The sequence below is a fragment of the Microbacterium shimangi genome, assembly GCF_043556445.1.
Classification (GTDB): domain Bacteria; phylum Actinomycetota; class Actinomycetes; order Actinomycetales; family Microbacteriaceae; genus Microbacterium.
Window position 1 is genome coordinate 58496 of sequence record NZ_JBIGII010000003.1, and the last position, 25099, is coordinate 83594.

Below are 25099 nucleotides of genomic sequence, written 5' to 3' on the forward strand. Positions count from 1 at the left end.
CGCCTACGCCGGAGACCGGGGGATGCTGCCTCAGCGGCCGGATCCGGCGTAGACCGTGGCTTCGGCGTCGCCGTCGAGGCCGTAGGCGGTGTGCACGACACGGGCGGCGTTCGCGATGTCGTCGCCGCGGAGCACCACCGAGATGCGGATCTCGGAGGTCGAGATCATCTCGATGTTCACTCCCGCGAGGCTCAGCGCCTCGAAGAGGGTGGCCGAGACGCCCGAGTGCGTGCGCATGCCCGCCCCGACGACCGACAGCTTGCCGATCTGATCGTCGTGCACGAGGCTCTCGAACCCGACCTCCGACTGCTCGGCGGCCAGTGCCCGCAGTGCCGTCGCAGCGTCGGTCTTGGGGAGGGTGAACGAGATGTCAGTGCGGCTGGTGGCCGCGGCCGACACGTTCTGCACGATCATGTCGACGTTCGCGCCCGATTTGGCGACGATCTTGAAGATGTCTGCGGCCTTGCCGGGAACATCCGGCACACCGATCACGGTGATCTTGGCTTGGCTCAGGTCGGTGGCGACACCGGCGACGATGGGCTCTTCCATCTCTTCTCCCTCGGGGACGAGTTCATGGTGACGCGAACGGTCGAGCACCCAGGTGCCCTCGCTCGAACTGAACGTGGAGCGCGCGTGGATGAGCACGCCGTGTCGGCGGGCGTACTCCACGGCGCGGATGTACAGCACCTTCGCCCCGTTCGCGGCGAGCTCGAGCATCTCTTCGCTCGAGACGCGCGACAGTTTGCGGGCCTTCGGAACGACGCGGGGATCGGCGGTGAAGATGCCGTCGACGTCGCTGTAGATCTCGCAGACATCGGCGTTCAGCGCCGCCGCGAGCGCCACGGCCGTGGTGTCGGACCCGCCGCGGCCGAGCGTGGTGATGTCGCGGGTGTCACGGTTGAACCCCTGGAAGCCGGCGACGATGACGATCGCCCCTTCGTCGAGGGCTTCGCGGAGGCGGATCGGGGTGACATCGACGATGCGGGCGGCGCCGTGCGTCGCGTCGGTGATCATGCCGGCTTGGCTGCCCGTGAAGGAACGCGCCTCGAACCCCATCGAGTGGATCGCCATGGCGAGGAGTGCCATCGAGATGCGTTCTCCGCTCGACAGCAGCATGTCGAGCTCGCGGGGTGCAGGGATCGGGGCGACCTGGTGCGCGAGGTCGAGCAGCTCGTCGGTCGTGTCGCCCATCGCGCTCACGGCGACGACGACCTCGTGCCCGGCGCGTCGCGCGTCGACGATGCGTTTGGCGACGCGTTTGATGCTCACGGCGTCGGCAACGGACGACCCGCCGTACTTCTGGACGATCAGCGCCATGTGGGACTCCCGAAAACGAGCGGGCGGATGCTGTCGCCCACCGACCTATCTTACGGACGGGCGGATGCGGGCCCCGTCACCGTTACGACGCCCGGGGCGTCACCCGAAGCGGCCGTTGACGTAGTCGTAGGTGCGCGGGTCGATGGGTGAGCCGAACATCGCCTCGGTGTCGCCGTGCTCGACGATGTGTCCGGGCTGGCCCTGGGCTGCGAGGAAGAACGCGCACTGCTGCGACACGCGCTGCGCCTGCTGCATGTTGTGCGTGACGATGACGATCGTCACCTCTTTCTGCAGCTCGCCCATCGTCTCTTCGATCACGCGCGTCGAGGTGGGGTCGAGGGCCGAGCACGGCTCGTCCATCAGCAGCACCTTGGGCTTGATCGCCAGCGACCGCGCGATGCACAGGCGCTGCTGCTGCCCACCCGAGAGCCCGCCGCCGGGGGCGCGCAGACGATCCTTGACCTCTTTCCAGAGGCCGGCGGAGGTCAGCGACCTCTCGACGAGGTAGTCCTTCTCGTCGCGACCGGCGCGTACCCCGGTGAGCTTGAGACCGGCGATGACGTTGTCGTAGATCGACATCGCCGGGAACGGGTTGGGCTTCTGGAACACCATGCCGATGTCGCGGCGGGCCGCGGTGAGCTTTCGGCTCGGGTCGTAGATGTCGTCGCCGTCGAGGAAGACCTCGCCCGCGAGGGACGCCGACGGGATCAGTTCGTGCATGCGGTTGAGGATGCGGAGGAACGTCGACTTGCCGCAGCCCGAGGGGCCGATGAGTGCGGTGACGACGCCGGCCGGCATGTTCAGCGACACGCGGTCGAGCACCTGGTGGTCACCGAACCACGCCGTGATGTTGCGCGCGTCGAGCGAGGCGAGCGGGGCGGCGTCGTACCGGGGCGCGGCCGGCGCATCGATCGGGGCGGCGGCGTAGCTCGGCGCCTCGGGTGCGGGCACGTAGCCCGCCTGGTCGCGGCGGAGGCGCCCCGCATCCCTCCGGCTCGATTCGGGCACCGGATCGATCACGGTCGTGATGTCGTCAGACATGGTGGTGGCTTTCTCGGTGGGCGTTCAGAGCAGGTTGGGCAGCAGTCGCGTGGTCTGATCGGCGACCAGGAATCCGGCGAGGACGAGGACCGGCAGGAAGACGATCCACGTCTTCTGCGCACCGAAGCGGCGGAACGCCCAGACGGCGGCGATCTCGACGGCGATCAGGAACTGCAGCGCGAAGACGAGGGCCCACACGGTGGTCGTGTCGGTGGCAAGCGGCTTCGCTTCGGGGGGCAGCGTCAGACTCGTCGTCTGGCGCGCCCCGCTCGGTTGGGTCTCGGACACGAGCTTCGCGTCGACGTAGGAGATGCCGCCGGGGATGTACGGGGCACCACGAGCCGTCATGAGGATCATGCGGCTCTCACCGCGAACGGGGGCGGGAGGCGTGGCATCGCCGGCGTAGCGCAGACCCATCACTTCGAAGATCTGCATTCCCTGGCCGGTGCGGACGGTGATGGTGTCACCCGGGCTCAGCGACGTGATCGCCGAGAAAGGACCACCGTAGGCGGCGGACCGGCCCATGATGACACTCACACCCGCCTGACCCGGCAGGACTGAGTCGCGACGGTGGGCGATGCCCATCGACGTCTCGGCCGAGGAGGTGCCCTCGACGATCACTTCGTACATCCCGATTCGGGGGATCTCGAGAATGCCGACGGGCACACCGTCGGCGAGGAGGACGTCTTCGAAGGTGCCCTCGCTGACCGGGGCGGTTCCGGCGGAGAGCTGCGCTCGGAATTCGTCGGAGAGCTTCTGCTGGGTGACCAGGTGCTGCACGTGGCTGAACACGGTGAGGTTGAGCACGAACATCGCGAGCAGCACGGCCACGGTGGCCGCGACACTGCGCGCGATCGCCCCTCCGCGCGACAGCGGCGGACGCACGACGGGCGGACGCGGCGGCCGGCGGGGCGGCCGGGGAGCTTTGGGCGGACGCGGGGTCCGCGGCGGTGCGGCGCTGCGCGGCACCGACTCCGGGGGTTCGAAGGCGGGCTCGGGTGCGCGATGCGGCGGTGCCTCGGTGATCGTCACGCCAGCGCCCCCACGGCCCCGAGGGGTTCGACGCCCTCGCGTCGACGGGCGATCTGCACGACGACCCACGCCGTCAGACCTGCGGCGATGAGCAGCACGACCAGCCACGGGAGGGCGAAGACGGTCGCGTCACGGGTCACCGGAGCGAGCACCGTTCCGTTCACGGACTCGGGCGGGTTGAGTGTCGCATGTGCCGACAAGACCGTCCACTGCCCGACTCCGGGGAGCTCGGCGCCGACCGTGCGGGTCTCGCCCGGCTTCAGATCGGAGATCACGACGCCGTCTACCGACGAGATGCGGTTCCCGAAGGGACCGGCCATCCAGAAGTCGGCGGACGCCTCGATGGTCGAGTCCGAGACGTTCCGCACCGTGAACCACAGCTGCAGGTCTCCGCCGAACGGGTTGACCGACGGGACAGAGCTCGAAGAGAGCCCCCCGATGTACAGGATGCCGCCGAGGTCGATCTCGTCGGCGGTCGGGGTGGGATCGACCGCGGCGGTCGCGACGGTCGCCGGTGGTCCGGCCACCGCACCGGTGCCCGAGGCGGAGCCGCCCGGGCGGCCACCCGTTCCGGCGCCGCCGCCGCCGGACGATCCGCCACCGGTCGACCCGTCGACGGGACAGCCATCCGGACCCAGCACGGTTGCGGTCATGCTGATACCGGAGCCCGAACCCGACGCATCGGACGACGGCGAACAGTCCGCGGCCGCCATCGGAGCGACGACGGCGAGCGCCGCGGTCGAGGGCGCTGCGAGGAGTCCGACGAGGGCGAGCGTCAACGCGCCGAGGATCAGCCCCCGTCGCCGCTTCGGCCGCGCGACCCCGCCCATCACGACCCCGCCCGGTCGGTGTCGCCGGCGAGGGCACCCACGGGCTCACGATCGGCGTCGGCCTTCCGTCGCGCTTCCGCCTCGGTGTACTCGATCCACGCCTTGGTGCGGCGCGCGTTGCGCTTGCGTCCGAACCAGATCCAGGCCCAGATCAGGAGGCCGAGCACGATGATGGCGAGAAGCACCCACGGCACGGCGATGACGACCGTGTCGCGCGTCACGCTCGCAAGCGGCCCGGGGTTGAGCGCGGTCTCGTCGACCGAGGGATAGAGCGTGGTCACGGGGTTGAGGAAGAGCCACTGGCCCACACCGGGGACGACCGCCGTGACCGTCCGGGTGCTGCCGGGAAGCATCTCCGACACGTCTTGCTGCGTGGGCGAGGCGAGGGTGATCCCGAAGAACCCCTTGATCTCGGTCTTCAGCTGCCCCGCCAGCGCGACGTTGCCCGCGTTCTGCACGGTGAAGGTGACCGTCGTCTCGCCGGCGAGCGGGTTGAAGCTGGGGGTGTACGCGGCCGTGATGCCGGTGATCGTCAGGTTCGGCTGCAACTCCCCCGGCACGCGCACGTAGAGGCGAGTACCGAGACGACGGTCCATGAGCACCTGACCGTCGCCGGTCTGCAGTGAGACGACGAGCCCCGCGGCGTGGTCGCCCGGTGTCGCGTTGTCGGGCACACGCAGGGTGAACGGGATGGACTTGGACTCCGCGGGTTGCAGCTCGACGCTGATGGAGCGTTCGGTTCCGAAGCTCACCCACGCGCCCGCATCGGAAGGCTCGATGCCGGTGTCGAGAAGACTGAACGATCCGTCTTCGGTGTTGAAAGCATCCGTGGCGAAGACCGCGTAGGTCTGCGCGGTGGTACCCGTGTTCGTGACGACGTAGGAATCGTCGATCATCTGGCCCGGGGAGGCCTGGTAGTCGAATCGACTGCGGACGGCGGCGCCCTCTTCGTTGAGCGGTTCGGCCGACATGCCGATCGTCGCGTCGTCGGCGGGGGCGGGGGCGTCTTCGGCGAGGGCGGGGCCACCCGCGAGAACACCGGCGACGAGAAGCGACGCACTGAGCGTCAGAGCGGCCACGGCGGCCGCGGCCTTGCGGGCGTTCAGGCGCACCGCGTTCGGGAAAAGCTGCACGGTATATCTCCGCAGGAAGTGCTTGCCGACGTACGGCGCGAAACTGAACGACGCATGAACGAGGGGCGGACGTGTGGGAATGCGAAGAGGGGGCGGCGCTTTCACGCCGCCCCCTCTCATCGTGCGATTACTTCGAGACGAGCGTGAGCGTCATCTTCGAGGTGTAGGTGCCCTCCGGGGTACCTGCCGGAGCGACCAGCGTGAGGTCGGCGCCGAGGGTGGTCGACGTGCCCGCGCTGCCGGCTGCGGCACTGGCGAACGGCGACGGGTAGGTCGCCGAACCGGCGACCTGAGCGGGGGCCGCGGTGGCGCCCTGCGTGGTCGTGACGACCTTCGGCGCGACGCCGAGGTTCTTCTTGTCGATGGTGTTGGTGCCGCTGACGAAGTCGGTGACCGACTGCGTCAGGTCCCAGCCGTCGCGGTCGACGGTCTTGCGGGTGTCGGCGACGGTCACCTGGGGAAGCGTCGCGGTCGACTGCGAGAGGCCCTGAGTGGTCAGCGTCGGCGTCGTGAACGTCGCCTTCGCGTTGGCCGGAACGGTCAGCTCGAGCGAGCCGTCCGCCTCGATGACACCGGCTTCGAGGTCGATGTCAGCCGAGTCGCCCTCGGGGTCGGTCGGCGTCGTGGTGCCGCTGTCCTTGGTCGCCGTGTACGACCACGAGCCGCCCGGCTGGACGGTGATGTGGACGAACGAGACGTCTTCGACGGTCACGCCGTTGCTGGACGTGAACGCGAGGCCGGCCGAGAAGTTTCCACCGTTCGCCTTGACCGATGCGTAGTTGGCACCGGCGAGGTTGTTGAGGAGCATCGCGGGGGTCAGAACGGTCTTGGCGGCGAAGTCGTTGAACCCGTTCATCTGACGACCGAGCCACTTCGAGGTGTCGCGCTCGTCGCCACGGGGGGAAACGAAGACGTAGACCTGGGTCGTGGCGGCGGGGCCGGTGAACATCTGGTCGTAGTCCGAGAAGCCGGTGTCCGACGGGTAGCCGGCGACGAGCTGGTCGAACGCGATCGGCGCGCCATCGGCGACGAGCGCCTCGGTGGTGGCGTCGAAGATGTAGTAGGCCGAGGTCGAGCCGGCCGGCGTGATCGCGGCCGAGGCGGCCGAGACTCCGGCGCCCGCGAGCACGACCGTGAGGGCGCCGGCGAGGACGACCTTAGCGGTGTTGAGCTTGAACATGTCTGGTGTCCTATTCGTTGTGGTGGATCAGCCCTGCGCGTATGCCGCGACGGGGGTGGTCGAGCTGGGAGCGAGGAAGCCGAACTTGCGCTTGACCGAGCCGGGCGCCAGCGGCGACAGGCTGAAGTTGGTCAGGCTGGTGAGCGAAGACGAGTTGACGAGGCCCGCGAGGGTCGGGTCGTACGCCGGCGCGCCGGTGTAGGTGAACGTCGACTGCACGCGAGCGCGCTCGACGATCAGGAAGGTGTCGCGACCGAAGGTCGTGTTCGCGTAGAACGCCGAGTTCGGAACGAGCGAAGGAGCCGTGCCCGTGAACGGAGCGGCACCCGCGATGGGCGAGCCCATCGAAACGCCGGTTGCGGCGGCGATCGTGTTCACGCCCGAGACGTTGTTGGCCTGAGCGACCCAGCTGGCGGCGGAGAACGGGATGATCTCACCCTCGCCGAGCACGGTGGCGTCGTTCTCGGGAACCGTGGTGTTCGACGCATCTGCGACGCCCGCCGGGTTGGTCACCGCGATGGCGCCGAGGAAGAACGAGCGGGTGCCCGATGCGGTCTGGGGCAGACGGGGCTTGACAGTCACGCCGTCGATCGACGTGATCGTGCCCTCGTAGATGCCCTTCAGCTGAGCTGCGGTGATGTTCGCCCACGCCGCGGTGCCACCCTTGTAGGCGTACGCCACAGCGTCACGGCCGAACGGCACGTACAGAAGACGACCCGCTGCGTTGGCGTTGCTGCCTGCACCGCTCGACGTGCGGGCGATGTCGACCTGGCCCGTGATGGAGCGGGCCGGCGTCGTGTTGCCGGAAACCGACCAGGGGTTGCCGTCGATCGAGCGACGCAGAGCGTCGCGTCCCGCGCCGGAGCCGTTGGGGCGGGCGAAGAACGGGCCGCTCGACTTGGTCTGGATCGCGGCTGACCCGAAGGCGTCGAAGTTGCCGATGGTCTGGCCGTCTGCGAGCACGCGGACGTACGAGCCCGATGCGCTCGTGCCGTTGGTCAGCGCGTTCATTGCGTCCTGAAGGGTGTCCGAGCCGACAGCTACGTAGCTGTTGGATACGGGCTCCGCCGAGGCGGTGGAGGCGAGGCCGACGCCGGAGAGGAGGAGGCCGACAGCCGCGCCGAGCGCAGCGATCTTCTTGAGCTTCACTGGATACCTATCTGATATGAGGTGGTGTAGTGCGTGACGGATAGTGCGGGAAGGGAAGGAGAGGACCGCGTCAGGTGCGGCGCGGAAGGCGGGGGATGATCAGCACGGCGCCGGCGCTCGCCAGCCCGGCGAGCAGAGCGACCGGGAGCGTGACCGCGAGGCCGCCACTGTTCGGGTCGGCGGGGGTGGCAGCGCTGGTCAGCGCTCCGGCGACCTCACCCGAGGCGACGGGAGCGGCGGCTGCGGCGGTCTCACCGGCGACGGCTGCGGCGGCAGGAGCTGCACCTCCGGTGCTCGAGCCGGGGGCGACGGGAACGGATCCGGTGGCGGGACCGGCCCCGGTCGGGTCGGTGTTCGCGGTGGGAGCGGGCGCGCTCGAGCGGGTCAAGCCGCTCTCGATGACGTTCGCCGCGGTGACGGATTGCGATCGCCAGTTCTCGGGAATCGGGGCGTACCCGACGGGCAGCTGTCCGACCTTCGCGCCCGGAGCCTGACCGTCGCCGGCCGCGTAGCGGATGAAGGCGGCATAGCTGCCGCGCGCATCCGCATCGGTCATGTACGGGTTCACCGCCGCGTAGATCGGCATCGTGAGCGGGTAGGCCGACGACGCTCCGCGTGCCGCTTCCGACGTCGTGTCGAACCCTGACACCTGAGTCTGCGCACCCGCCGGCGCCATGGCGGCAGCGGCGGCGGTCATCGCCTCGGTGGTGGGGGTCGTGAACTCGCCCGCGGGGTTCTTCAACGCGGCGCTGACGATCTGGTACTTCTCCGACGCGGCGCTGTCGGTGAGGGCGATGACCGCTTGGGACCCGGGCAGGCTGCGCGGGTTGCGGGTGTAGCGCGGCGGATTCGCGTTCGTGTCCCAGCCGATGACGGTTTGCGCATCACCCCGGAGGGCGAGATAGCCCGACGTGTCGAGGTCGTTCGTGTACGGCCGCCACGTGATGAGGTTCAACTCGCCTGCTCCGCCGGGGATCGCGTCGACCTTCGACGGGTCGGACTTCGGGAAGCTCTCCGAAGGCAGAGCCAGCGCGCCGTTCGGGTTCACCTCGGCGTTGGTCGAGCTGAAGACATTCACCTTCATGCCCCACCGATCTGCCTCACCGTTCAGGAAGGCTCGTGCATCGGCGTCTGCCAGCACGTAGTTCCACAGTGCGAGGGCGACATCCGAACGCCCCTGCGGCAGGAGCATGTCCGACACGCCGATCCCCGCGATCGCCTGATCGGCCCACTCCGGATCGTTGATCTCGAGGAACTCGGGGTCGGCGAGCAGGTTGATGGGGTTGCCCGCCAGATGATCTTTGGGGGCGTCGTTGGGAAGGGAGTAGAGGTAGGAGTAGCTCAGCAGCTTGGCCACCAGCCTCGGCGTCAGTTTCATGGAGGTGAAGGGGAGGCCGGTGCGTTCCAGCGCCTCCTCCGGCGCCGTCACCGGGTTCGGGAACCGGTCGATGGCGAACGACACCGTGACCGCCGAGAGACCCACGGGGGCGTAGATCAGATCGTCCGCGCCCTCGCCCGAGTACGGCCGGGAGGTGAGCGCCAGCGGAGCGGTGTCGGTCGCCGCGTTCGCGACGTTCACCGCGTCGGCCTCGTTCGCGGTGATCATGTTGTAGATGTCACCGCCGTCCGAGCACAGGCTGGGCTGCCAGGACGAGACCGCCGTGGCGAGCAACTCGCTGCCGACGACCTGTCGTTCCGCAGCGCCGATCTCGCACCCACTGCCCAGCGGACGGAAGTCGAGACGGACCGCGACGTGGTGCTGCCAGCTGTCCCAGAAGAGCCCGGACTGGGTGATGGCAACCTCACCGTTGTCGGCCGTGCCGCGCGGGATGGCGACGAGCCAGCAGGACTGCGCCGTCTCGGTTCCGTCGGCGGCCGCGACACGGCGACCGCATCCGAGTCCTCGCGACTGCACCGCTGTCTGCACCTCGAACTTCGTGCTTCCGGTGCCGTTCGCGGCGGAACCCGCCCAAGAGATCTCGTTGGTCGTGTACTGGGAGAAGAACTGATTCTGGTTCACGTCCAGCGTGTCGGTGCCGGGAACGAACGCTCCGTTCGCGATCCGCTCCACCCTCTCGTGAACGCCGTCTCGCGTCGTCGATGAAACGAACGGCACCGAGGTCTGCGGCGGCGTGAGGGAATCCGGGCCGGGGACGGTGTAGGAGAGGTCCTGGGTCGGAATCGGCTCGTTCGAGCGGAACCCGTAGCGACTCGTCCCCGTCGTGCCGGCAGCTCCGTACTGGCACGTGGTGCGGTCGGGGCGCGGCTTGTCGGCGGGTGCGGTCGGGTCGTCGCCCCAGCACTGCGCGAACTGCAGGAAGTTCTCGCCGCCGGTCCCCGTGGGCGGGGTGGACTTCTTGCCGCCCTCCCAGCTGATCTCGATGCCTTGCGCGCCCAAGCCGGCGGTCTGAGAAACCGTGAGCTTCAGGTCGGGGAACGGCTCGCCCTCGTGGCCCTCACCGTAGTAATCGGCGGCCGTGATCGTCACGGGGCGGGTATCGGAGCCCGGCTCGCCCGCGGCGGAAGCAGACGATGCCATCACGCCCGCAGCGGTCATCGACGCGAAGACGAAGCCGCCGATGATCACGCCGGTGAGGCCGGAGATCAGGCCTCGCCGCGCGCGACGTTGGGGTAGAGCCGTACGCAAGGGTTCTCCCTAGATTTTCAGCAGCGGGTCTCTGCCGACAGCGTCGAAATTATGGGCGGGTCATGACGTTCAGATGAACGGTTGATCAACGAGGGTTCGCACGCTCATGGCGCACTGACGTCGGGAAATCCGGGCGAGATCAGACGCCCCTGATCGACTGCCCGGGCGACGACTGCCGTCAGTTCTTCGACCGCGTTCGGCCCATGCTCCGGGAAAGGACCGGAGGCGTGGCGATGGCGGCCAGGAGCAGGATGGCGGCGGCGAGCATCAGGAATTGAGGCGGCCCCCACGGGGAGTCGGGGAGGGTGAACGGGGAGGAAGCCGCAGCTCTTCCGCCGCCGGCCGCGGCCGAGACGAGGTCTCCGTTCGCGTCGTAGACGGGAGCATCCGCCGCGACGGCCGCTTCCGCCGCCGCCGCCGGGGTATCGGCGGCAGCACCCGCTGCCGCAGCCGCAGCCGGCGATCCGCCAGCGTCGGCCGAAGACCCGCCGTTGCCGGATCCCGTGACATCGGTCACCGTGTCGGCGGCGCCAGCGGTACCCGTCGTGCACTGGTCAGGGCCCTTGCGGTCGCATTCGGCGGGCTGCTTGGCCGTCAGAGCGAGCTGATTGTTGTCGACGGAGTCGCCCGGCTTGAACGTCGGGTTGTTGCACTTGTTGATGTCGACGACAGACCCCTGAGCCCCGGGTATGCGCTTGATCTGGTCGGCTCCGGCCTGCACGAGGTTCATCGGAAGAGGTGAGTATCCGAGCTGTTCGGCCTGTTGTTGACCTTCGCAGAGGACGTATCGGGCGAATTCGCCCAAGGTCCTCCCCTTGTCGGCGTTGAACGTGCCGCCCTCGACGGTCGGCACGATCATGTACGAGTAGCTCGACAGCGGATACGTGCGGGGGTCGGCGTTGCCGTACACCCCGTCGAGGATCTGGGTCAGGTAGTCGGGTGAGTTCACGTCGTTGTTGATCTGCGCCTTCAGCATCGCGACCGCGACCGACGACGCCGTCGGCTCGATGTAGTACCCGGCGGCGTTCAGCATCTTGGCGACGGGGAACCCGGACTTCACCGCGTAGGAGTACTCGACGTAGGTGATCGCACCCTCGCCGTAGTTCTGGCTCACGTACCCGGACACACCGAGCGAACCGCTCTGCAACGTCGCGCCCACGTTGTCGGGGAACTGAGACGTCATGCCGGTCTTCCAGATGTCGCCGTGCTGCTTCGACATCCACAGCGTGAACTGCGCGGTCGAACCCGAGCCGTCCGAGCGTGCGACGCGTTGGATGGCCCGGTCGGGCATGGCGAGACCAGGGTTGTCGGCTTGGATCTCGGGGTTGTTCCAGTTGGTGATCTGCCCCGCGAAGATCTTCGACACCGTCGCGCCCGACAGCCGCAGGTTCGTGACCCGCTTTCCGCCGATCTTCAGGTTGTACATGAAGGCCGTACCACCCGCCACGATCGGCATGTAGGCGTAGCTGCCCGCGACGGGCTTCTCGGGCTGCGCGCCCTGCTCGGTGGGCTGGAGCTGGAAGGGGATCTCGCTGATGGCGAAGTCGACGGTCCGGTTGATGAAGTCGCCGCGACCGGCGGTGGAGCCCAGGCCGCGGTAATCGACCGTCATCGTGTAGTTGGACTGCACGTTCCGGCGCCACTGGTCGAGGGCGTTCTGCGACCACGTCGAGCCTGAGCCGGAGATGTTCGCGTACGACGTGGCCGCGACGGCGGCCGTGCCACCCCCTCCGACGATGCCGGCGGCGAGGAGGGTGACGATGGCCGTCGCGAGAAGACGAAAACGTCGACGGATCACGAGGACTCCTTCGGAGTGTCGGGGTGGATGACTTCGGTGATGTCGGATGCGGCCTCGGGCTGCGCCGGCGTATCGGGCACGTCGTCCTCGTTCGAGGCCTCGAGCATCTGCGGCTCTCCTGAGATCGGAGCGGCGTTCGACACCGGTGCGAAGACCGCGGTCTCGATCGACGCGCGGGTCGCCAGGCGATCTTCGATCCGCTGCAGATCCGCCAGCGAACCTGTGGCGAGAGCTCGGCGACGGCGGGTGCTGATCTGGCCGGGGCCTTTACCGCCGACGGCTCTGGCGATGATGAAGAGGAGCAGCACGAGAAGAATGAGGGTCGCCGCCGCACCGAACCCGCGCGCGATCATGGTCGGCTCGGGCGATTTCACCATGTCGAAGACCTGCAGCGGGAGCGAGATCATCGCGCCCGAGAACGGGTTCGCGTTCATGACCGCGGTGACACCGGAGGTCAACAGCACGGGTGAGGTCTCGCCCACGCCGCGCGCCGTGCCCAGGATGACCGCCGTCGCCAACCCCGATCTCGAGGTGGGCAGTACGACGTTCCAGACCGTGCGCCACCGTGAAGCGCCGAGAGCGTACGACGCCTCCCGCAGGTTGCCGGGAACGAGGCGCAAGACGACGTCGGACGCGCGGATGATGATCGGCAGCATCATCACAGTGATCGCGAGCGACGCCGCGAAGCCCGATCTCTCGTGCGTGACCAGGGTGATCACGGCGGCATAGATGAACAGACCCGCGACGATCGACGGAAGCGCCGTCATGGCGTCGGAGATCGTGCGCACGAAACGAGCGAAGCGTCCGCCGATCTCGTTCATGAAGACGGCGGTGGCGATGCCGAGGGGAACCGCGATGGCGAGCGCGATCGAGATCTGGATCAACGTCCCGACGATGGCGTGGGCGATGCCTCCGACCTCGAGCGGGTCGAGAGGACCGGCGTACTGCATGGTCTGCACGAAGAAGTTCGGATGCACCAGGGCGGGCATGCCGCGCACGACGGTGAAGACGACGACGAACACCAGGGCCGCGAGAAGGATGGCGCCCGCGCTGTAGAGCAATGCCGTCATGACTCGATCGGCGACCTCGAGGCGGTCGCTGCGAAGGATGATCAGCAGCGCATAGATGCCGATGAACGCCAGGTAGGCGACGACGGCCCAGCCGATGGCGCCGGTCATGGGGGTCACCCACCCGAAGAGAAGGGTGGCGAACGCCACGGATGCTGCGAGCGCACCGAGGAGGTTGAACCTCTCTTCTGCGGGTGCCCCTCGAAGGTGCCGTCGCGGACCGATGGGGGTGTCTCCGGGGGAGGGCAACGAGGTGTGGCCGGTCGGGACGGTATCGGCCGCGGGCGCATCGAACGAGTCCCGGGATTCTGTTTCCCGCGACGTTCGGTGTTCTGCAGGCTCGATCAGCGTGGTGATCGTGTCATTCACGGTCAAGGTCATCCGTCGCTTTCTGCACCGGAGCGGGACCGCGACACGATCGACGACGCGGTGAAGTTGATCACCAGCGTGATGAGGAAGAGCGTCAGGCCCGCGGCCATCAACGCCGACAGCCCGAATTGGCTCGCTTCGCCGTAGCGAAGCGCGATCAGTGCCGAGATGGAGTTGGTTCCCTTGCTCAGCACCTCCCAGTTGATCGTGAAGATGGGCGAGATGATCATGTAGACCGCGATGGTCTCGCCGAGCGCGCGGCCGAGGCCGAGCATCGTGCCCCCGATGACGCCGCCGCGCCCGAACGGCAGAACCACGGTGCGGATCATCCCCCAGCGCGTCGAGCCGAGGGCGAGAGCACCCTCCCGCTCCCCCACCGGAGCCTGGGAGAACGCCTCGCGCATCACCGACGTCTGGGTGGGTGCCACCATCAAGGCGACGACGATCCCGGCGATGAACGCCGAAGACGTGAACGCTCCAGCCTCGGTGAGTCGAGCGCCGTCGGGGTCTGTCACCGCGAAGATCGGTATCCAGCCGAAATAGGCCGACACCCACTGGGCGACGGGGATGACGGCTTCCTGGAGGAAGAAGACGCCCCAGAGGCCGTACACGACGCTGGGAACCGCTGCCATCAGGTCGACGAGGGTCGTCAGCAGCGACCTCACACGTGGTGAGACGATCTCGGAGATCAGCAGGGCCGTGCCGAGCGCGAGCGGCACCGAGAAGATCATCGCGACCACCGCGATCGAGACGGTGCCGAACAGAACCGCGACGATGCCGAAGGAGCCCGACTCCGGCGACCACTCCTGCTCCCAGAAGAACGACAGACCGGCGATGCTCAGCGCTTCGCCGCTGCGGAGAGTCAGGAAGAGACCGACGGCGAGCATGATCGCCACGGTGATCCCGCCGGCGAGGAACGATCCCGAACGGAAGATGGAATCCGAGACCGACGGGGCCGCCTTCAGGGGCCGCGCGACGACCGCGTTGTCGGAGCCACCCTCCGGCCCGGTCGCCGAATCATCGGAGTCGAGCGCATTCAAGACCTCGGTGAGATCGTCTGGACGGACCGTCGTCATGCCTGCATTCCGATGGCTCGGCCCGCGGGCAGGCGAAAAGGTCGTCTCATGGATCTTCCTGAGGAGAACGACCGGCGGCGGGTTCCAGCCGGATCGTCGCCATCGTGAGCCTCGAAGGTGAACAGCCCGGGTCGATCGTGCGAAGGACGGCTGTCGCGGTCATGAGCGGGGGACGTCACGGCGTGGCTCCCGGTGTGGGGGTGGGCGTCGGGGTCGGCGTCGGTGTGACGGGCGGGGTCGTGGGCACCGGAGCGGGCGGCGCGGCGGCGACGACGATGGTGACCGAAGTGCCGAGCGGGACGCTGGCAGCCGGCGACGGCTGCACCGAGACCACGGTTCCCGTCGGGGCCTCCGATATCTGCCGAGTGACGACGGGGGTGAACCCCGCAGCGGCGACGGCCTCAGTCGCCTGCTGTTCCGGGACCCCGATGACGTCGGGCACCGAGTTGTCGCCGCTCGCGACCGTGAGCGAGACGATGCCCCCCGGGGTGAGCGACCCTCCCGCGGCGGGATCGCTGCCCAGCACGGTTCCCGACGACTGCACCGAGTCGGTCTGTCGGATCTCGCCGACGGCGAGTCCGGCTCGTTCGAGCGCTTGGCGCGCAGCATCCGCCGTCATCCCCTCCACCGCAGGAACGAGGATCGCGGGCACGGCGGACGGGGTCACCGGAGGCGGCGTCGACACCGTCGGAGTCGGGGTGGGCGCAACGGGGGTTTCGGCAATCGGGGTCGAGGTCTCTCGCACGGTCGGCGCGCCGCCCCCCGACGACAGCGCGACGACGACCGCGACCACCAGCGCCGCCGCGACCAGGCCGAGCCCCCACAGCCACCCGGCGCCAGTGCGGCCCGGTTCGGGCTCGGGCTCTCGCACGCGCACCGGGTCGGCCGGCGTGGGGGCGACGGGCGCGAACACCCGCGTCTTCGTCGTCGCAGCGACCGGCGTCGTCGCGGTGGTCGTACGTGGCGCCACCGAGGCAGCGAGTGCGGCGCGCATCTCGTTCGCCGATGCGAACCTCGAGTCGGGGTCTTTCAGCATGGCCCGCACGATGACCCGATCGAGCGACACCGGGATACCGCCGACGCGCACCGACGCGGTCGGCGGCGGCGCCGACTGGTGCGCCCGGATGGTGGCCTCCGACGATTCCCGCGGGAAGGGCGGGCCGCCGACGAGCGCGAAGTACAGCACTCCGGCCAGCTGATAGAGGTCCGCGGCCGGTCCGACGCCCTCCCCGCGCAGCAGTTCGGGCGCCGCGTACTGCAGGTTGCCGACGACGCCGTCGCCCTCTTCACTGCGCAGCACGTCACCGCCGCGGGTGGTCGATCCCGCCACGTCGACGAGCCCGAAATCGATGATGCGCGCGTCGCGCAGGCGGCCCGCAGCATCCACGTCGATGACGATGTTCGACGGCGAGATGTCGCGGTGCACGAGTCGTGCCGAGTGGAGCGCGGCGAGCCCGTCGAGAACCCGCGCACCCACGTCGACCGCAGCGCGCGCCGACAGCACGCCGCGCTCGCGCACGTGCTCGCCGAGCGTGACCCCGGGTGCCAGCTGCCAGGCGCTCCATGTCTGCGGGGTACCGCCTTCGTCGTGCACGCCCGACCCGATGACACCGCACAGCGCGGGGTGCGCGATGCCGGCGACCCTCTCGGCCTCGCGGAGGAACGCCGTGCGGAGGGTGCGTCGCTCGGCGAGGTGCGGATGCAAAACCTTCACCGCGACGCGCCCGCCGGCCACGGTATCGAGCGCCTCGTACACCGAGGCGGTCGCGCCGGAACCGAGCAGGCCGAGCACGCGGAAGCGGCCGGCGACGAGACCGTCGGCGGGCGGCTCGGGGTGCTCCGCGTCAGACAATCGGGTTCACGGGGACGATGGCTCGCCGAAGCCGTCGACCGGACTGCGTGCCGATGTTGACACCCGTCGCGATCGTCGCGGTCGCCAGCACCGTGCGCGCCGCTCGGGCTGCGGTCGCGGCCTCGGACGCCGACTCGTACCACCGCGACGAGGTCATGACGGCCTCGCCGTCGCGGCGGAGCACCCACCCGTGCGTCATCGGGGTGACGCCGCGGACGACGGCTGCGGCGAGCTCCAGCGCTTCGCTCTGCAGGATCTCGACGGTGGCGAGCGCCTCGGAAGGGGTGGCGAAGAGACCGGAGCCGCGGCCGAGCTCACGGTTGTTGGTCGCGAGGATTCGCCATACGCCGAACCGGCCGGCGCGGGCGCGCTCGCGCTCATCCGATCCCGACGGAGAGACATCGGCCGGAACCGTGAGCGTCTCGCGGAGGATCTGAGCACGGAACACGAGCCACGAATTGAGCATCGGATCGTAGGCCGACCGGAAGGTGTCGAAGACGATCCGACCCGCGTGGGCCGTTCGTCTCGGGAGCGCCTCGCTCACTGTGGTCCTATCGCGCGGCCGTTCTTGAGAACTCCCCATGAGTATCTCGCCGACCGTCGATGCTCGAACGTGGTCGGCGCGCATGTACGACTGCACATCGAAAGATGGCCGAACGGTATACGAACGGTGATCGTCTCGTGCCCGAGCGTCGAATCGGGTCAGCCGGGCGCGATCGGCGGTGGCACAGCAGGACGACGCCGCGCGCGGACGGATCCGCCGGTGGCCGCGAGCCAGCATCCGAGGAGAACGAGCGGCACCCCCGCCAGGAGCGCGGGTGCGAGGGGCTCGCTCAGCACGATCACGCCGAGCACGACGGCGACGATCGGATTGACGTACGTGAACAGAGGCGCACGGGCGGGCCCGACTTCGCGGATGAGGGCGAAGAACGCGAGGAACGCGACGGCGGTGCAGAGCACGGTGAGCGCTGCGACCGAGAAGGCGCTGCGGGCGGTCGGCAGGCTGTGCGACGTGAGAATCGCCAGCGGCAGGTAGGCGATCCCGACCATGAGCAGCGACAGGGTCACCGACCCCAACGCGGGCACCTCGCGCAGGCGCCGAGCCACGACGAAGGGGGCGATGGAGTAGAGGACGGCGACGAGGAGGACCTCGCCGACCGCGATCGCCCCCTCGGGTCCGTCGCCGAGCGCGAGGCCAGGGCCCGCCACGATCACCGCCACGCCCGCGAACCCCACGACGAGTCCGATGATGCGCACCGGACGCAACGCGCCACGGTCGCCGGCGACGAACGCGATGATGGCGGCGAACAACGGGACGGTCGCCACGAGCAGGCCGGTGAGGCCCGACGGGAGGGTCTGCTCGGCGTGCGCGAGCAGGATGAACGGGCCCGCCATCTCGAGAAGGGCGAACACGAGCACCCAGCGCCACGCCCGCAGTGCGGGCCGGAGTGCGCCCCGGCGCACCGCGAACGGCAGGAGCAGGAGCGCCGCTCCGAGGGTGCGGATGCACACGACGGCCGGTGGCGACAGGGAATCGACGGCCTCTTTGATGAAGAGGTACGGAATGCCCCAGAGCACCGCCATCACGGCGAAGAGCAGCCACGCGCGCCGGGTGAATCGGGTCGGGGCCCCTCCCACCGACGCCGCGGTCACAGCGTGCGGCGCCCCTCGAACGCACGGCCGAGGGTGACCTCGTCGGCGTACTCGAGATCGCCGCCGACGGGGAGTCCCGAGGCCAACCGCGTCACGTGGATCTCGAGGGTGCGAAGCAGCCGGCTCAGATACGTCGCCGTCGCTTCGCCTTCGAGGTTGGGGTTCGTCGCGAGGATGACCTCTTGCACCGTGCCGTCGGCGAGGCGCTGCATGAGCGAGGTGATGCGCAGGTCGTCGGGCCCGATGCCCGCGATCGGGCTGATCGCGCCGCCGAGCACGTGGTAGAGACCGCGGAACTCGCGGGTGCGTTCGATCGCGGCCACGTCTTTCGCGTCTTCGACCACGCAGATCAGCGTCGGGTTGCGCCGTGGGTCACGGCAGATGCTGCACCGGTCTTGCTCGGACACGTTGCCGCAGATCTCGCAGAAGCGCACTTTCTCGCGCACCTCGCCGAGCAGGATCGACAACCGCGAGACGTCGAAGGAAGGCGACTGCAGAATGTGGAAGGTGATGCGCTGCGCCGACTTGGGGCCGATGCCGGGCAACCGCCCGAATTCGTCGATGAGGTCTTGAACGATTCCGTCGTACATGCTCAGCCGAACCTGGTCGGCGACTCGTAGGGCTCTTCGCGCACGAACGTGGCGCCCAGCACCTGCCGGACGACGGCCTCACCCACGCGCTGGACTCCGCCGCGTGCCGAGCTGACGGGCGCGGGCCGCGCGAGCGACGGCGCGACCACCGGAGGAACGGGCGCGTCGAACGCTTCGTCGGGTGGGGGGAGCTCGTCTTCCGGGTCATCATCGACGATGACGGATGCTTCGACCTCGCGGACGGGCAACACCGCCCCCTCGCGCACCGGCTCGAGGGTCGCGACACGCACCGAGGTCGCCTCTTCGGGCTCGTCGTCGACGGCGAACTGTCCTATGGCGCGGGCGACGGGTGCCGGTGACCGCCCACTACCGGACGGGGACGAAGCCGGCGGGGCGGTGTCGGCCTCGAACGTCGTCGGAATGGAGGCCACCGCCCACTCGGTCACGGGCGTCGCGGCAGACGGCGCGGCGTTGGTCGCCTGCCGGTCTCGCCCGGGTGCCGGAGACGTCGGGGGTGTCTGGCTGCCGGGGTCACCCGGCCCAGAGCCGCCGGACTCGCCGTCGTGCCGGGCGATGTACTTCACGCGGATGCCGAGGACACCCATGATGGCCTGTCGCAGGTCTTCGCTCGGCCCGGCCCCCGCCGTGCGCTTCTTGAACCCGGCCACATCGCTCGCGTTGGCGAAGGTGAGGGTGAGGACGTCGTCGTCGAGCGCCGCCACCCGTGCGCCCGAGGCGATCAGCCAGGATGAACGACTGATGGTCTCGAGGCGTCCCAGCACCTCGGGCCACGCGTCTCGCAGGCGCTGCACCGTGAGCGGGCCCGCCGCGGCGGGCGGAGCGAACTGGCCGGCAGGATCGCTTCGCGGTTCGGGTTCGGCCGGCGGCTCACGATCTTCGGGCGGTTCGGGGTCGCCGAACGGCTCAGGCGGGGCGACCGGATCGGGCTCGCGCGCCTCGACGGGCCGAGCGGCCGCCTGCGTCTGCGCGACGGGTGCGTGCGACGCCGGGGCCGCGGCTGGAGCGGCCTGTTCGTCTCGACGCGGCGCTTCACGCTCGGCTTCACGCTCGGCTTCTCGCTCTGCTTTTCGATCGAGCGTGGGCGGGGCAGCAGCACGCGGAGTCGCGGCGGTCGGAACGACGGCCGTCGCCGCGGAGGCGGTGTGCGGGGCGGCGGCAGCGGGCGCCGCACCGGACTCGGCGAGCACACGGGCGACGAGCAGCTCGAGGTGAAGGCGAGGTGACGTCGCCCCTGTCATCTCGTCGAGCGCGTTGACGACGAGGTCTGCGGTGCGCGACAGTCGCTGCGCACCGAAAAGACCCGCCTGTCGCGACATGCGCTCGAGCTCTTCGACCGAGATGCCCCGGAGCACCGCACCCGCGCTCTGCCCTGTCGCGGCGACCACGATGAGGTCGCGGAGCCGTTCGAGCAGGTCGTCGACGAACCTGCGGGGGTCTTGCCCCGTCTGCACGACCCGGTCGACCGACGAGAACGCCGCGGCGGCGTCGCGCACACCGAACGCGTCGACGACCTCGTCGAGCAGCTCGGCGTGCGTGTAGCCCAGCAGGGCGACGGCGCGCTCGTACTTCACCTCGACACGGCCCGTGGCGTCGGCGGCGGTCGATGGATCGGAACCGGCGATGAGCTGGTCGAGCAGCGAGAGCGTGTCGCGCGGTGAGCCGCCGCCGGCCCGAACGACGAGCGGGAGAACGCCCGCTTGAACGTCGACGCCCTCGGTCTCGCTGAGCTCTTGGACGTATTCGAGCATCGCCGCCGGAGGCACAAGCCGGAAGGGATAGTGGTGGGTTCGCGAGCGGATGGTGCCGAGCACCTTCTCGGGCTCGGTCGTCGCGAAGATGAACTTGACGTGGTCGGGCGGCTCTTCGACGAGCTTTAGCAGGGCATTGAACCCCTGCTGGGTGACCATGTGCGCTTCGTCGAGGATGAAGATCTTGAAGCGATCGCGAGCCGGTGCGAAGATCGCCCGTTCGCGCAGATCTCGCGCGTCGTCGACGCCGTTGTGGCTGGCCGCGTCGATCTCGACGACGTCGAGAGAGCCCCCGCCGCCGCGGCCCAGTTCGACGCAGCTGTCGCACGTGCCGCAGGGGGTGTCGGTGGGCCCCGCCGCACAGTTGAGGCAGCGTGCGAGGATACGGGCCGACGTCGTCTTTCCGCAACCTCGCGGCCCCGAGAACAGGTAGGCGTGGCCGACCCTGTCGCTGCGGAGAGCCGTCATGAGCGGATCGGTGACCTGAGACTGCCCGATCATCTCGCCGAACGCCTCCGGGCGGTAGCGGCGGTAGAGGGCTGTGGTCACCCGAACAGCCTACGACCTACCGCCGACATACCGCCCGGAGAGGGTCAGTGCGAAGACTCCCGCCGGCGGGCGGTGTGCAGCACCGTCAGGGCTACGGCGCCGAGGGCGACGAAGAGGCCGGCCGGCAGCAGCAGCCACCCGCTCGATCCGTCTTGTCCGGTGGCCGGAAGCACGTCGTCCGTCGCGTTGCCACCGTCGGTCTTGCTGTCGGTGTCGGTGTCGGTGCCCGCATCCGTCGGGCCGACATCCGTATCCGTGTCGGTGTCGGTCGCCTCAGTGTCGGTCGCCTCGGTGTCGGTCGCCTCGGTGTCGGTCGCCTCGGTGTCGGTCGCCTCGGTGTCGGTCGCCTCGGTGTCGGTGTCGGTGACGTCGGCATCCGTGTCGGTCACGTCGGTATCCGCATCCGTCGCGTCCGCGTCAGTGTCGGTGACATCTGTACCGCCGTCGGCATCAGCATCCGTGACGTCCGTGTCAGCATCCGTATCGCCATCGGCGTCAGCCTCGCCGTCACCGTCGGTGTCACCGGCGCAGCGCGGGTCGGAGAACACGTTGGTGTCGAGAGTCACCGCACCGTTTCGCGCGAGCGCACGGCCCTCGACGTTCGTTCCCGAGGTGACGGTGATCGACGTCAGTGCCATGATGGTTCCGACGAACTCGGAGTCGGTGCCGAGAGTCGCCGACTCCCCCACCTGCCAGAACACGTTGCACGCCTGCGCGCCGCCGATGAGGGACACGACGCTGCTCGATGCGGTCGTCAAGCTGGATCCGACCTGGAAGATCCACACGGCGTCGGCATTGCCTTGGGCGTTCAGCGTCAAGGTACCCGTGAGAGCTGCCGTCGAGGTCGAGGTGTAGACCCCCTCGACGAGCGTCTGCCCACCGAGATCGGGGGGCGAGGCCGCATTGGACTCCTGCCCCGCGGCGTCGTTGTACGCCACCGTCAGGTCGCTCTGCGCCTGGGGCGCGTCGGTCTGATTCAGCGTTCCGGGGGCGACGAAGTTGTCGTCGGTGATGCCGGTGATCGCCGTCCCGGGAGAGACCCCCAGGTCTCCTTCGAGACTGCTGGGGCCGGTGTTGGTGACGGCCTGCCCGCCGAGCACGACATAGCTGTCGGCCTCGCCGAGGCCGACCCGCGTGGCCGCGTCTGCGCTGGTGCCGCCTATGGCTAGGCCACCCAGCACGAGACCCGCGACGACCAGGCATACCGCCGCGGTCCTCCCGAGAAACCGGGAGCCCATAGACGGATTGCTAACGAACGTGTGGGTTCCCATGGGAACCGCCTTATCAGCCCCCGTGAAATGCGAGGGAACAACGGCCCGAGTTGAGCCGATTACCACACTATCTTGAATATCGCCAATCTAAAATAAAATTTGACATCCACCTGCTCTTTCCCAGAGCGATGTAAACTACCGAAATAGCGCCGTTTTCGTCCGGACACACATCAGGTCTCCTGAAACGGCTCAGACATCCGCCCCGAGGGGCGACTCCCCCGCGATCGGCGTCGTCCCGTGGTCGACGACCGGAATCGAAGCGGTCACGGTCGGTACCGACGCCGACAGGAAAGACCCGTCTTCGCGCCGCGCATCGGCGAACTGACGGATCGACGGCTTGCCGGGAATGATCGGGCCCTGTCCGTCGAGCGGCACCACCACAGTCGATCCGCCGTAGACCGAATAACCGACGCCGCGCACCGAGAAGTCGACGGGGTCACCCTCGCCGGCTTCCACCGTCATGGTCTCTGCGGTCAATACGATGTTCAGGCGCGTGCCCTGCCAGTGCAGCACGTACGACAGTGACGGCCAGTCCGCGGGCAGTCGCGGGTCGAACGTGAGGTCGCCGAAGTGATCGCGCATGCCGCCGAAACCCGACACGAGTGCCGTCCACACCCCGCCCGCCGACGCCACGTGCACACCGTCGGCCGCGTTGTTGTGGAGGTCGGCGAGGTCGACGAAGATCGATTCGCGGAAATACTCCAGCGCCAGATCCTGATAGCCCACCTCGGCCGCGAGAATCGCCTGCACGACAGCCGACAGCGTCGAGTCGCCCGTCGTGAGCGGGTCGTAGTAGGTGAAGTCGGCGAGTTTCTCTTCGGGCGTGAAGTGGTTGCCCTGCAGGAACAGGGCCAGCACCACGTCGGCCTGCTTGAGCACCTGGTAGCGGTAGATCACCAGCGGGTGGAAGTGCAGCAGCAGCGGACGCTGGTCGGGCGGTGTGTGCTCGAGGTCCCAGATCTCGCGTTCGAGGAACACGTGGTCTTGCGGGTGGATGCCGAGGGCCTCGCTGTAGGGGATGTGCATCGCCTCGGCGGCGCGGTCCCACATTCCGGGCTCGGACGGATCGAGGTTCAGGCGCTCGACCATACGCGTGTAGGCGTCGTAATCGGCTTCTTCCATCTCGCGCACCGTGCGCGCGGCGAAGCGCAGGTTGAAACGGGCCATGACGTTCGTGAACAGGTTGTCGTTCACGACCGTCGTGTACTCGTCGGGGCCGGTCACACCGTGGATGTGGAACGAATCGCCCTGGCCGTCGTGCACACCGTCGCTCGAGCGCCAGAAGCCGAGCGTCGCCCACAGCCGCGCGGTGTCGACCGCGATGTCGACGCCCTCGGAATCGAGGAAGTCGACGTCTCCGGTCACCCTGACGTACTTCGCCAGCGCGAAAGCCACGTCGGCGTTGATGTGGTACTGGGCGGTTCCGGCGGCGTAATAGGCCGACGCCTCTTCGCCGTTGATCGTTCGCCAGGGGAACAGCGCGCCGGCCTCGTTCAGCTGGTGTGCGCGCTTGCGGGCGGCCGGCAGCATGAGGTAGCGCATGCGCAGAGCGTTGCGCGCCCAGAGGGGCGTCGTATACGCGAGGAACGGGAGCACGTAGATCTCGGTGTCCCAGAAGTAGTGACCGCTGTAGCCCGACCCCGTCACGCCCTTCGCGGGGACGCCCTGGCCGTCGGCACGGGCCGCGGCCTGCGCGAGCTGGAACAGGCACCACCGGGTGGCCTGCTGCAGGTCGGGGTGCCCGCCGATCTGCACGTCGGAGCGAGCCCAGAAGGCGTCGAGCCACGAGCGCTGCCGCGCGAAGATCGCGGGGACCCCCACCGACCAGGCGCGATCCAGGGTGCGGCGGCAGCGGTCGACGATCTCGCGGGCGGGCACGCCGCGAGAGGTGTGATAGCTGACGATCTTCGTGATCGTGGTCGGGACTCCGGCCTTCGCCTGTACGCGGAAGACGTTCTTGGCGATGTCGGGCTCGATCAGCTTGCGCGCGGTGTATTCGTTCTCGGTCTCGACGAGGTGGTCGGCCACCACCGCGATCGTCATGCCCGATTCGGCGACGCGATAGCTCAGCGCCGAACGCTCGCCGTCCTGCCAGTACTCCTGGGGCTGGAGCACGCGGTCCTCGAGCTTGTCGGGCTTGCGCGGGTCGAAGCCCGGCTTGGTCGTGCCGATCGGCGTGCCGCCGTAGATGCCCTCGCCGTCTTGGCGGTTGATCAGCTGGCAGCTGATCGTCACGGGAGCGTCGGAGTTCAGCACGGTGACCGTCATACGGAGCACGGCGAGGTGCTTCTCGTCGAACGACACCATTCGCTCGTCCTCGAGCTCGACGAGCTTGCCGGACGGCGTGCACCACTGCACTCGGCGGCGGAGCACACCCTCGCGCATGTCGAGCGCACGCTCGTACTCCCGCACGTCGGCGACGTCGAACGACAGTGGCTCGTCGTCGACGTAGACGCGCATGACCTTCGCGTCGGGGGCGTTGATGATCGTCTGACCGACCTCGGCGAAGCCGTAGGCCCGCTCGGCGTGACGGATCGGGAAGACCTCGTGGAACCCGTTGATGAAGGTTCCCGACTCGTGCGCGAAGCGGCCTTCGGGATGATTGCCCCGCAACCCCAGGTAACCGTTGCCGACCGAGAACAGCGTCTCGGTGACCCCGGCGTCGTCGAGCGACCCCTCGGTCTCGATGAGACGCCATTCGTCGACGGGGAAGCGACCGCGATCGATCATGGATTACCTTCCGGTGAGGGGTATCGGGTTGCGCTGCGGTGCGGAG

General features: G+C 68.8%; 18 protein-coding genes and 1 pseudogene. All 19 read right to left on the bottom strand.

Going from position 1 to position 25099, the window contains the following annotated elements:
- Positions 1 to 30 precede the first annotated feature (30 nt).
- Positions 31 to 1317, bottom strand: a complete 1287-nt coding sequence (locus ACFXQA_RS01960) for an aspartate kinase (protein ID WP_394518111.1) — start codon at positions 1315 to 1317, stop codon at positions 31 to 33.
- Between the two features lie 99 nt (positions 1318 to 1416).
- On the bottom strand, positions 1417 to 2358 hold the full coding sequence (locus ACFXQA_RS01965) for a phosphate ABC transporter ATP-binding protein (protein ID WP_394518112.1): 942 nt from the start codon (positions 2356 to 2358) through the stop codon (positions 1417 to 1419).
- A 24-nt stretch (positions 2359 to 2382) separates the two neighbouring features.
- A complete protein-coding gene (locus tag ACFXQA_RS01970) occupies positions 2383 to 3390 on the bottom strand; it encodes a sortase (RefSeq protein ID WP_394518113.1) in 1008 nt (335 codons plus the stop codon).
- Positions 3387 to 4223 carry a hypothetical protein gene (locus ACFXQA_RS01975; RefSeq protein ID WP_394518114.1) on the bottom strand — a complete coding sequence of 279 codons (837 nt, stop codon included), beginning with the start codon at positions 4221 to 4223 and terminating at the stop codon, positions 3387 to 3389. The genes ACFXQA_RS01970 and ACFXQA_RS01975 overlap by 4 nt, the downstream gene beginning before the upstream one ends.
- On the bottom strand, positions 4220 to 5353 hold the full coding sequence (locus ACFXQA_RS01980; RefSeq protein ID WP_394518115.1) for a COG1361 family protein: 1134 nt from the start codon (positions 5351 to 5353) through the stop codon (positions 4220 to 4222). Before ACFXQA_RS01980 ends, ACFXQA_RS01975 begins: the two co-directional genes overlap by 4 nt.
- A 127-nt stretch (positions 5354 to 5480) precedes the next feature.
- Positions 5481 to 6533 carry a hypothetical protein gene (locus tag ACFXQA_RS01985; RefSeq protein WP_394518116.1) on the bottom strand — a complete coding sequence of 351 codons (1053 nt, stop codon included), beginning with the start codon at positions 6531 to 6533 and terminating at the stop codon, positions 5481 to 5483.
- Positions 6534 to 6560: 27 nt separating this feature from the next.
- Positions 6561 to 7682: a substrate-binding domain-containing protein gene (locus ACFXQA_RS01990; protein WP_394518117.1), complete on the bottom strand. Its 1122-nt coding sequence runs from the start codon at positions 7680 to 7682 to the stop codon at positions 6561 to 6563.
- Positions 7683 to 7752: 70 nt separating this feature from the next.
- The gene (locus tag ACFXQA_RS01995) at positions 7753 to 10329 is read right to left on the bottom strand and encodes a hypothetical protein (RefSeq protein ID WP_394518118.1); all 2577 of its coding nucleotides are present in this window, start codon (positions 10327 to 10329) and stop codon (positions 7753 to 7755) included.
- A 178-nt stretch (positions 10330 to 10507) separates the two neighbouring features.
- Complete coding sequence (pstS, locus tag ACFXQA_RS02000; protein ID WP_394518119.1) at positions 10508 to 12127, bottom strand: phosphate ABC transporter substrate-binding protein PstS; 1620 nt, start codon at positions 12125 to 12127, stop codon at positions 10508 to 10510.
- Entirely contained in the window at positions 12124 to 13575 is a 1452-nt protein-coding gene (pstA, locus tag ACFXQA_RS02005; protein WP_394518120.1) for a phosphate ABC transporter permease PstA, read from the bottom strand. The genes pstS and pstA overlap by 4 nt, the downstream gene beginning before the upstream one ends.
- Positions 13572 to 14639 carry a phosphate ABC transporter permease subunit PstC gene (pstC, locus tag ACFXQA_RS02010; RefSeq protein ID WP_394518121.1) on the bottom strand — a complete coding sequence of 356 codons (1068 nt, stop codon included), beginning with the start codon at positions 14637 to 14639 and terminating at the stop codon, positions 13572 to 13574. The genes pstA and pstC overlap by 4 nt, the downstream gene beginning before the upstream one ends.
- 175 nt (positions 14640 to 14814) lie before the next feature.
- Positions 14815 to 16491 (bottom strand): protein kinase domain-containing protein, encoded by a 1677-nt coding sequence (locus ACFXQA_RS02015; RefSeq protein ID WP_394518122.1) that lies wholly within the window; start codon positions 16489 to 16491, stop codon positions 14815 to 14817.
- The gene (locus tag ACFXQA_RS02020; protein ID WP_394518123.1) at positions 16484 to 17035 is read right to left on the bottom strand and encodes a YegP family protein; all 552 of its coding nucleotides are present in this window, start codon (positions 17033 to 17035) and stop codon (positions 16484 to 16486) included. The genes ACFXQA_RS02015 and ACFXQA_RS02020 overlap by 8 nt, the downstream gene beginning before the upstream one ends.
- Before the next feature lie 158 nt (positions 17036 to 17193).
- Positions 17194 to 17748, bottom strand: coding sequence for a DMT family transporter (locus tag ACFXQA_RS02025; RefSeq protein WP_394519064.1), 555 nt, complete (start codon positions 17746 to 17748; stop codon positions 17194 to 17196).
- A 9-nt stretch (positions 17749 to 17757) separates the two neighbouring features.
- Positions 17758 to 18075: pseudogene (locus tag ACFXQA_RS02030) on the bottom strand (EamA family transporter); the annotation flags it as partial.
- Between the two features lie 65 nt (positions 18076 to 18140).
- The gene (gene recR, locus ACFXQA_RS02035) at positions 18141 to 18734 is read right to left on the bottom strand and encodes a recombination mediator RecR (protein ID WP_394518124.1); all 594 of its coding nucleotides are present in this window, start codon (positions 18732 to 18734) and stop codon (positions 18141 to 18143) included.
- Positions 18735 to 18736: 2 nt separating this feature from the next.
- Entirely contained in the window at positions 18737 to 21052 is a 2316-nt protein-coding gene (locus ACFXQA_RS02040; protein ID WP_394518125.1) for a DNA polymerase III subunit gamma and tau, read from the bottom strand.
- Between the two features lie 44 nt (positions 21053 to 21096).
- Entirely contained in the window at positions 21097 to 22290 is a 1194-nt protein-coding gene (locus ACFXQA_RS02045; protein ID WP_394518126.1) for an ice-binding family protein, read from the bottom strand.
- Between the two features lie 222 nt (positions 22291 to 22512).
- On the bottom strand, positions 22513 to 25053 hold the full coding sequence (locus ACFXQA_RS02050) for a glycoside hydrolase family 65 protein (RefSeq protein WP_394518127.1): 2541 nt from the start codon (positions 25051 to 25053) through the stop codon (positions 22513 to 22515).
- Positions 25054 to 25099: the final 46 nt, after the last annotated feature.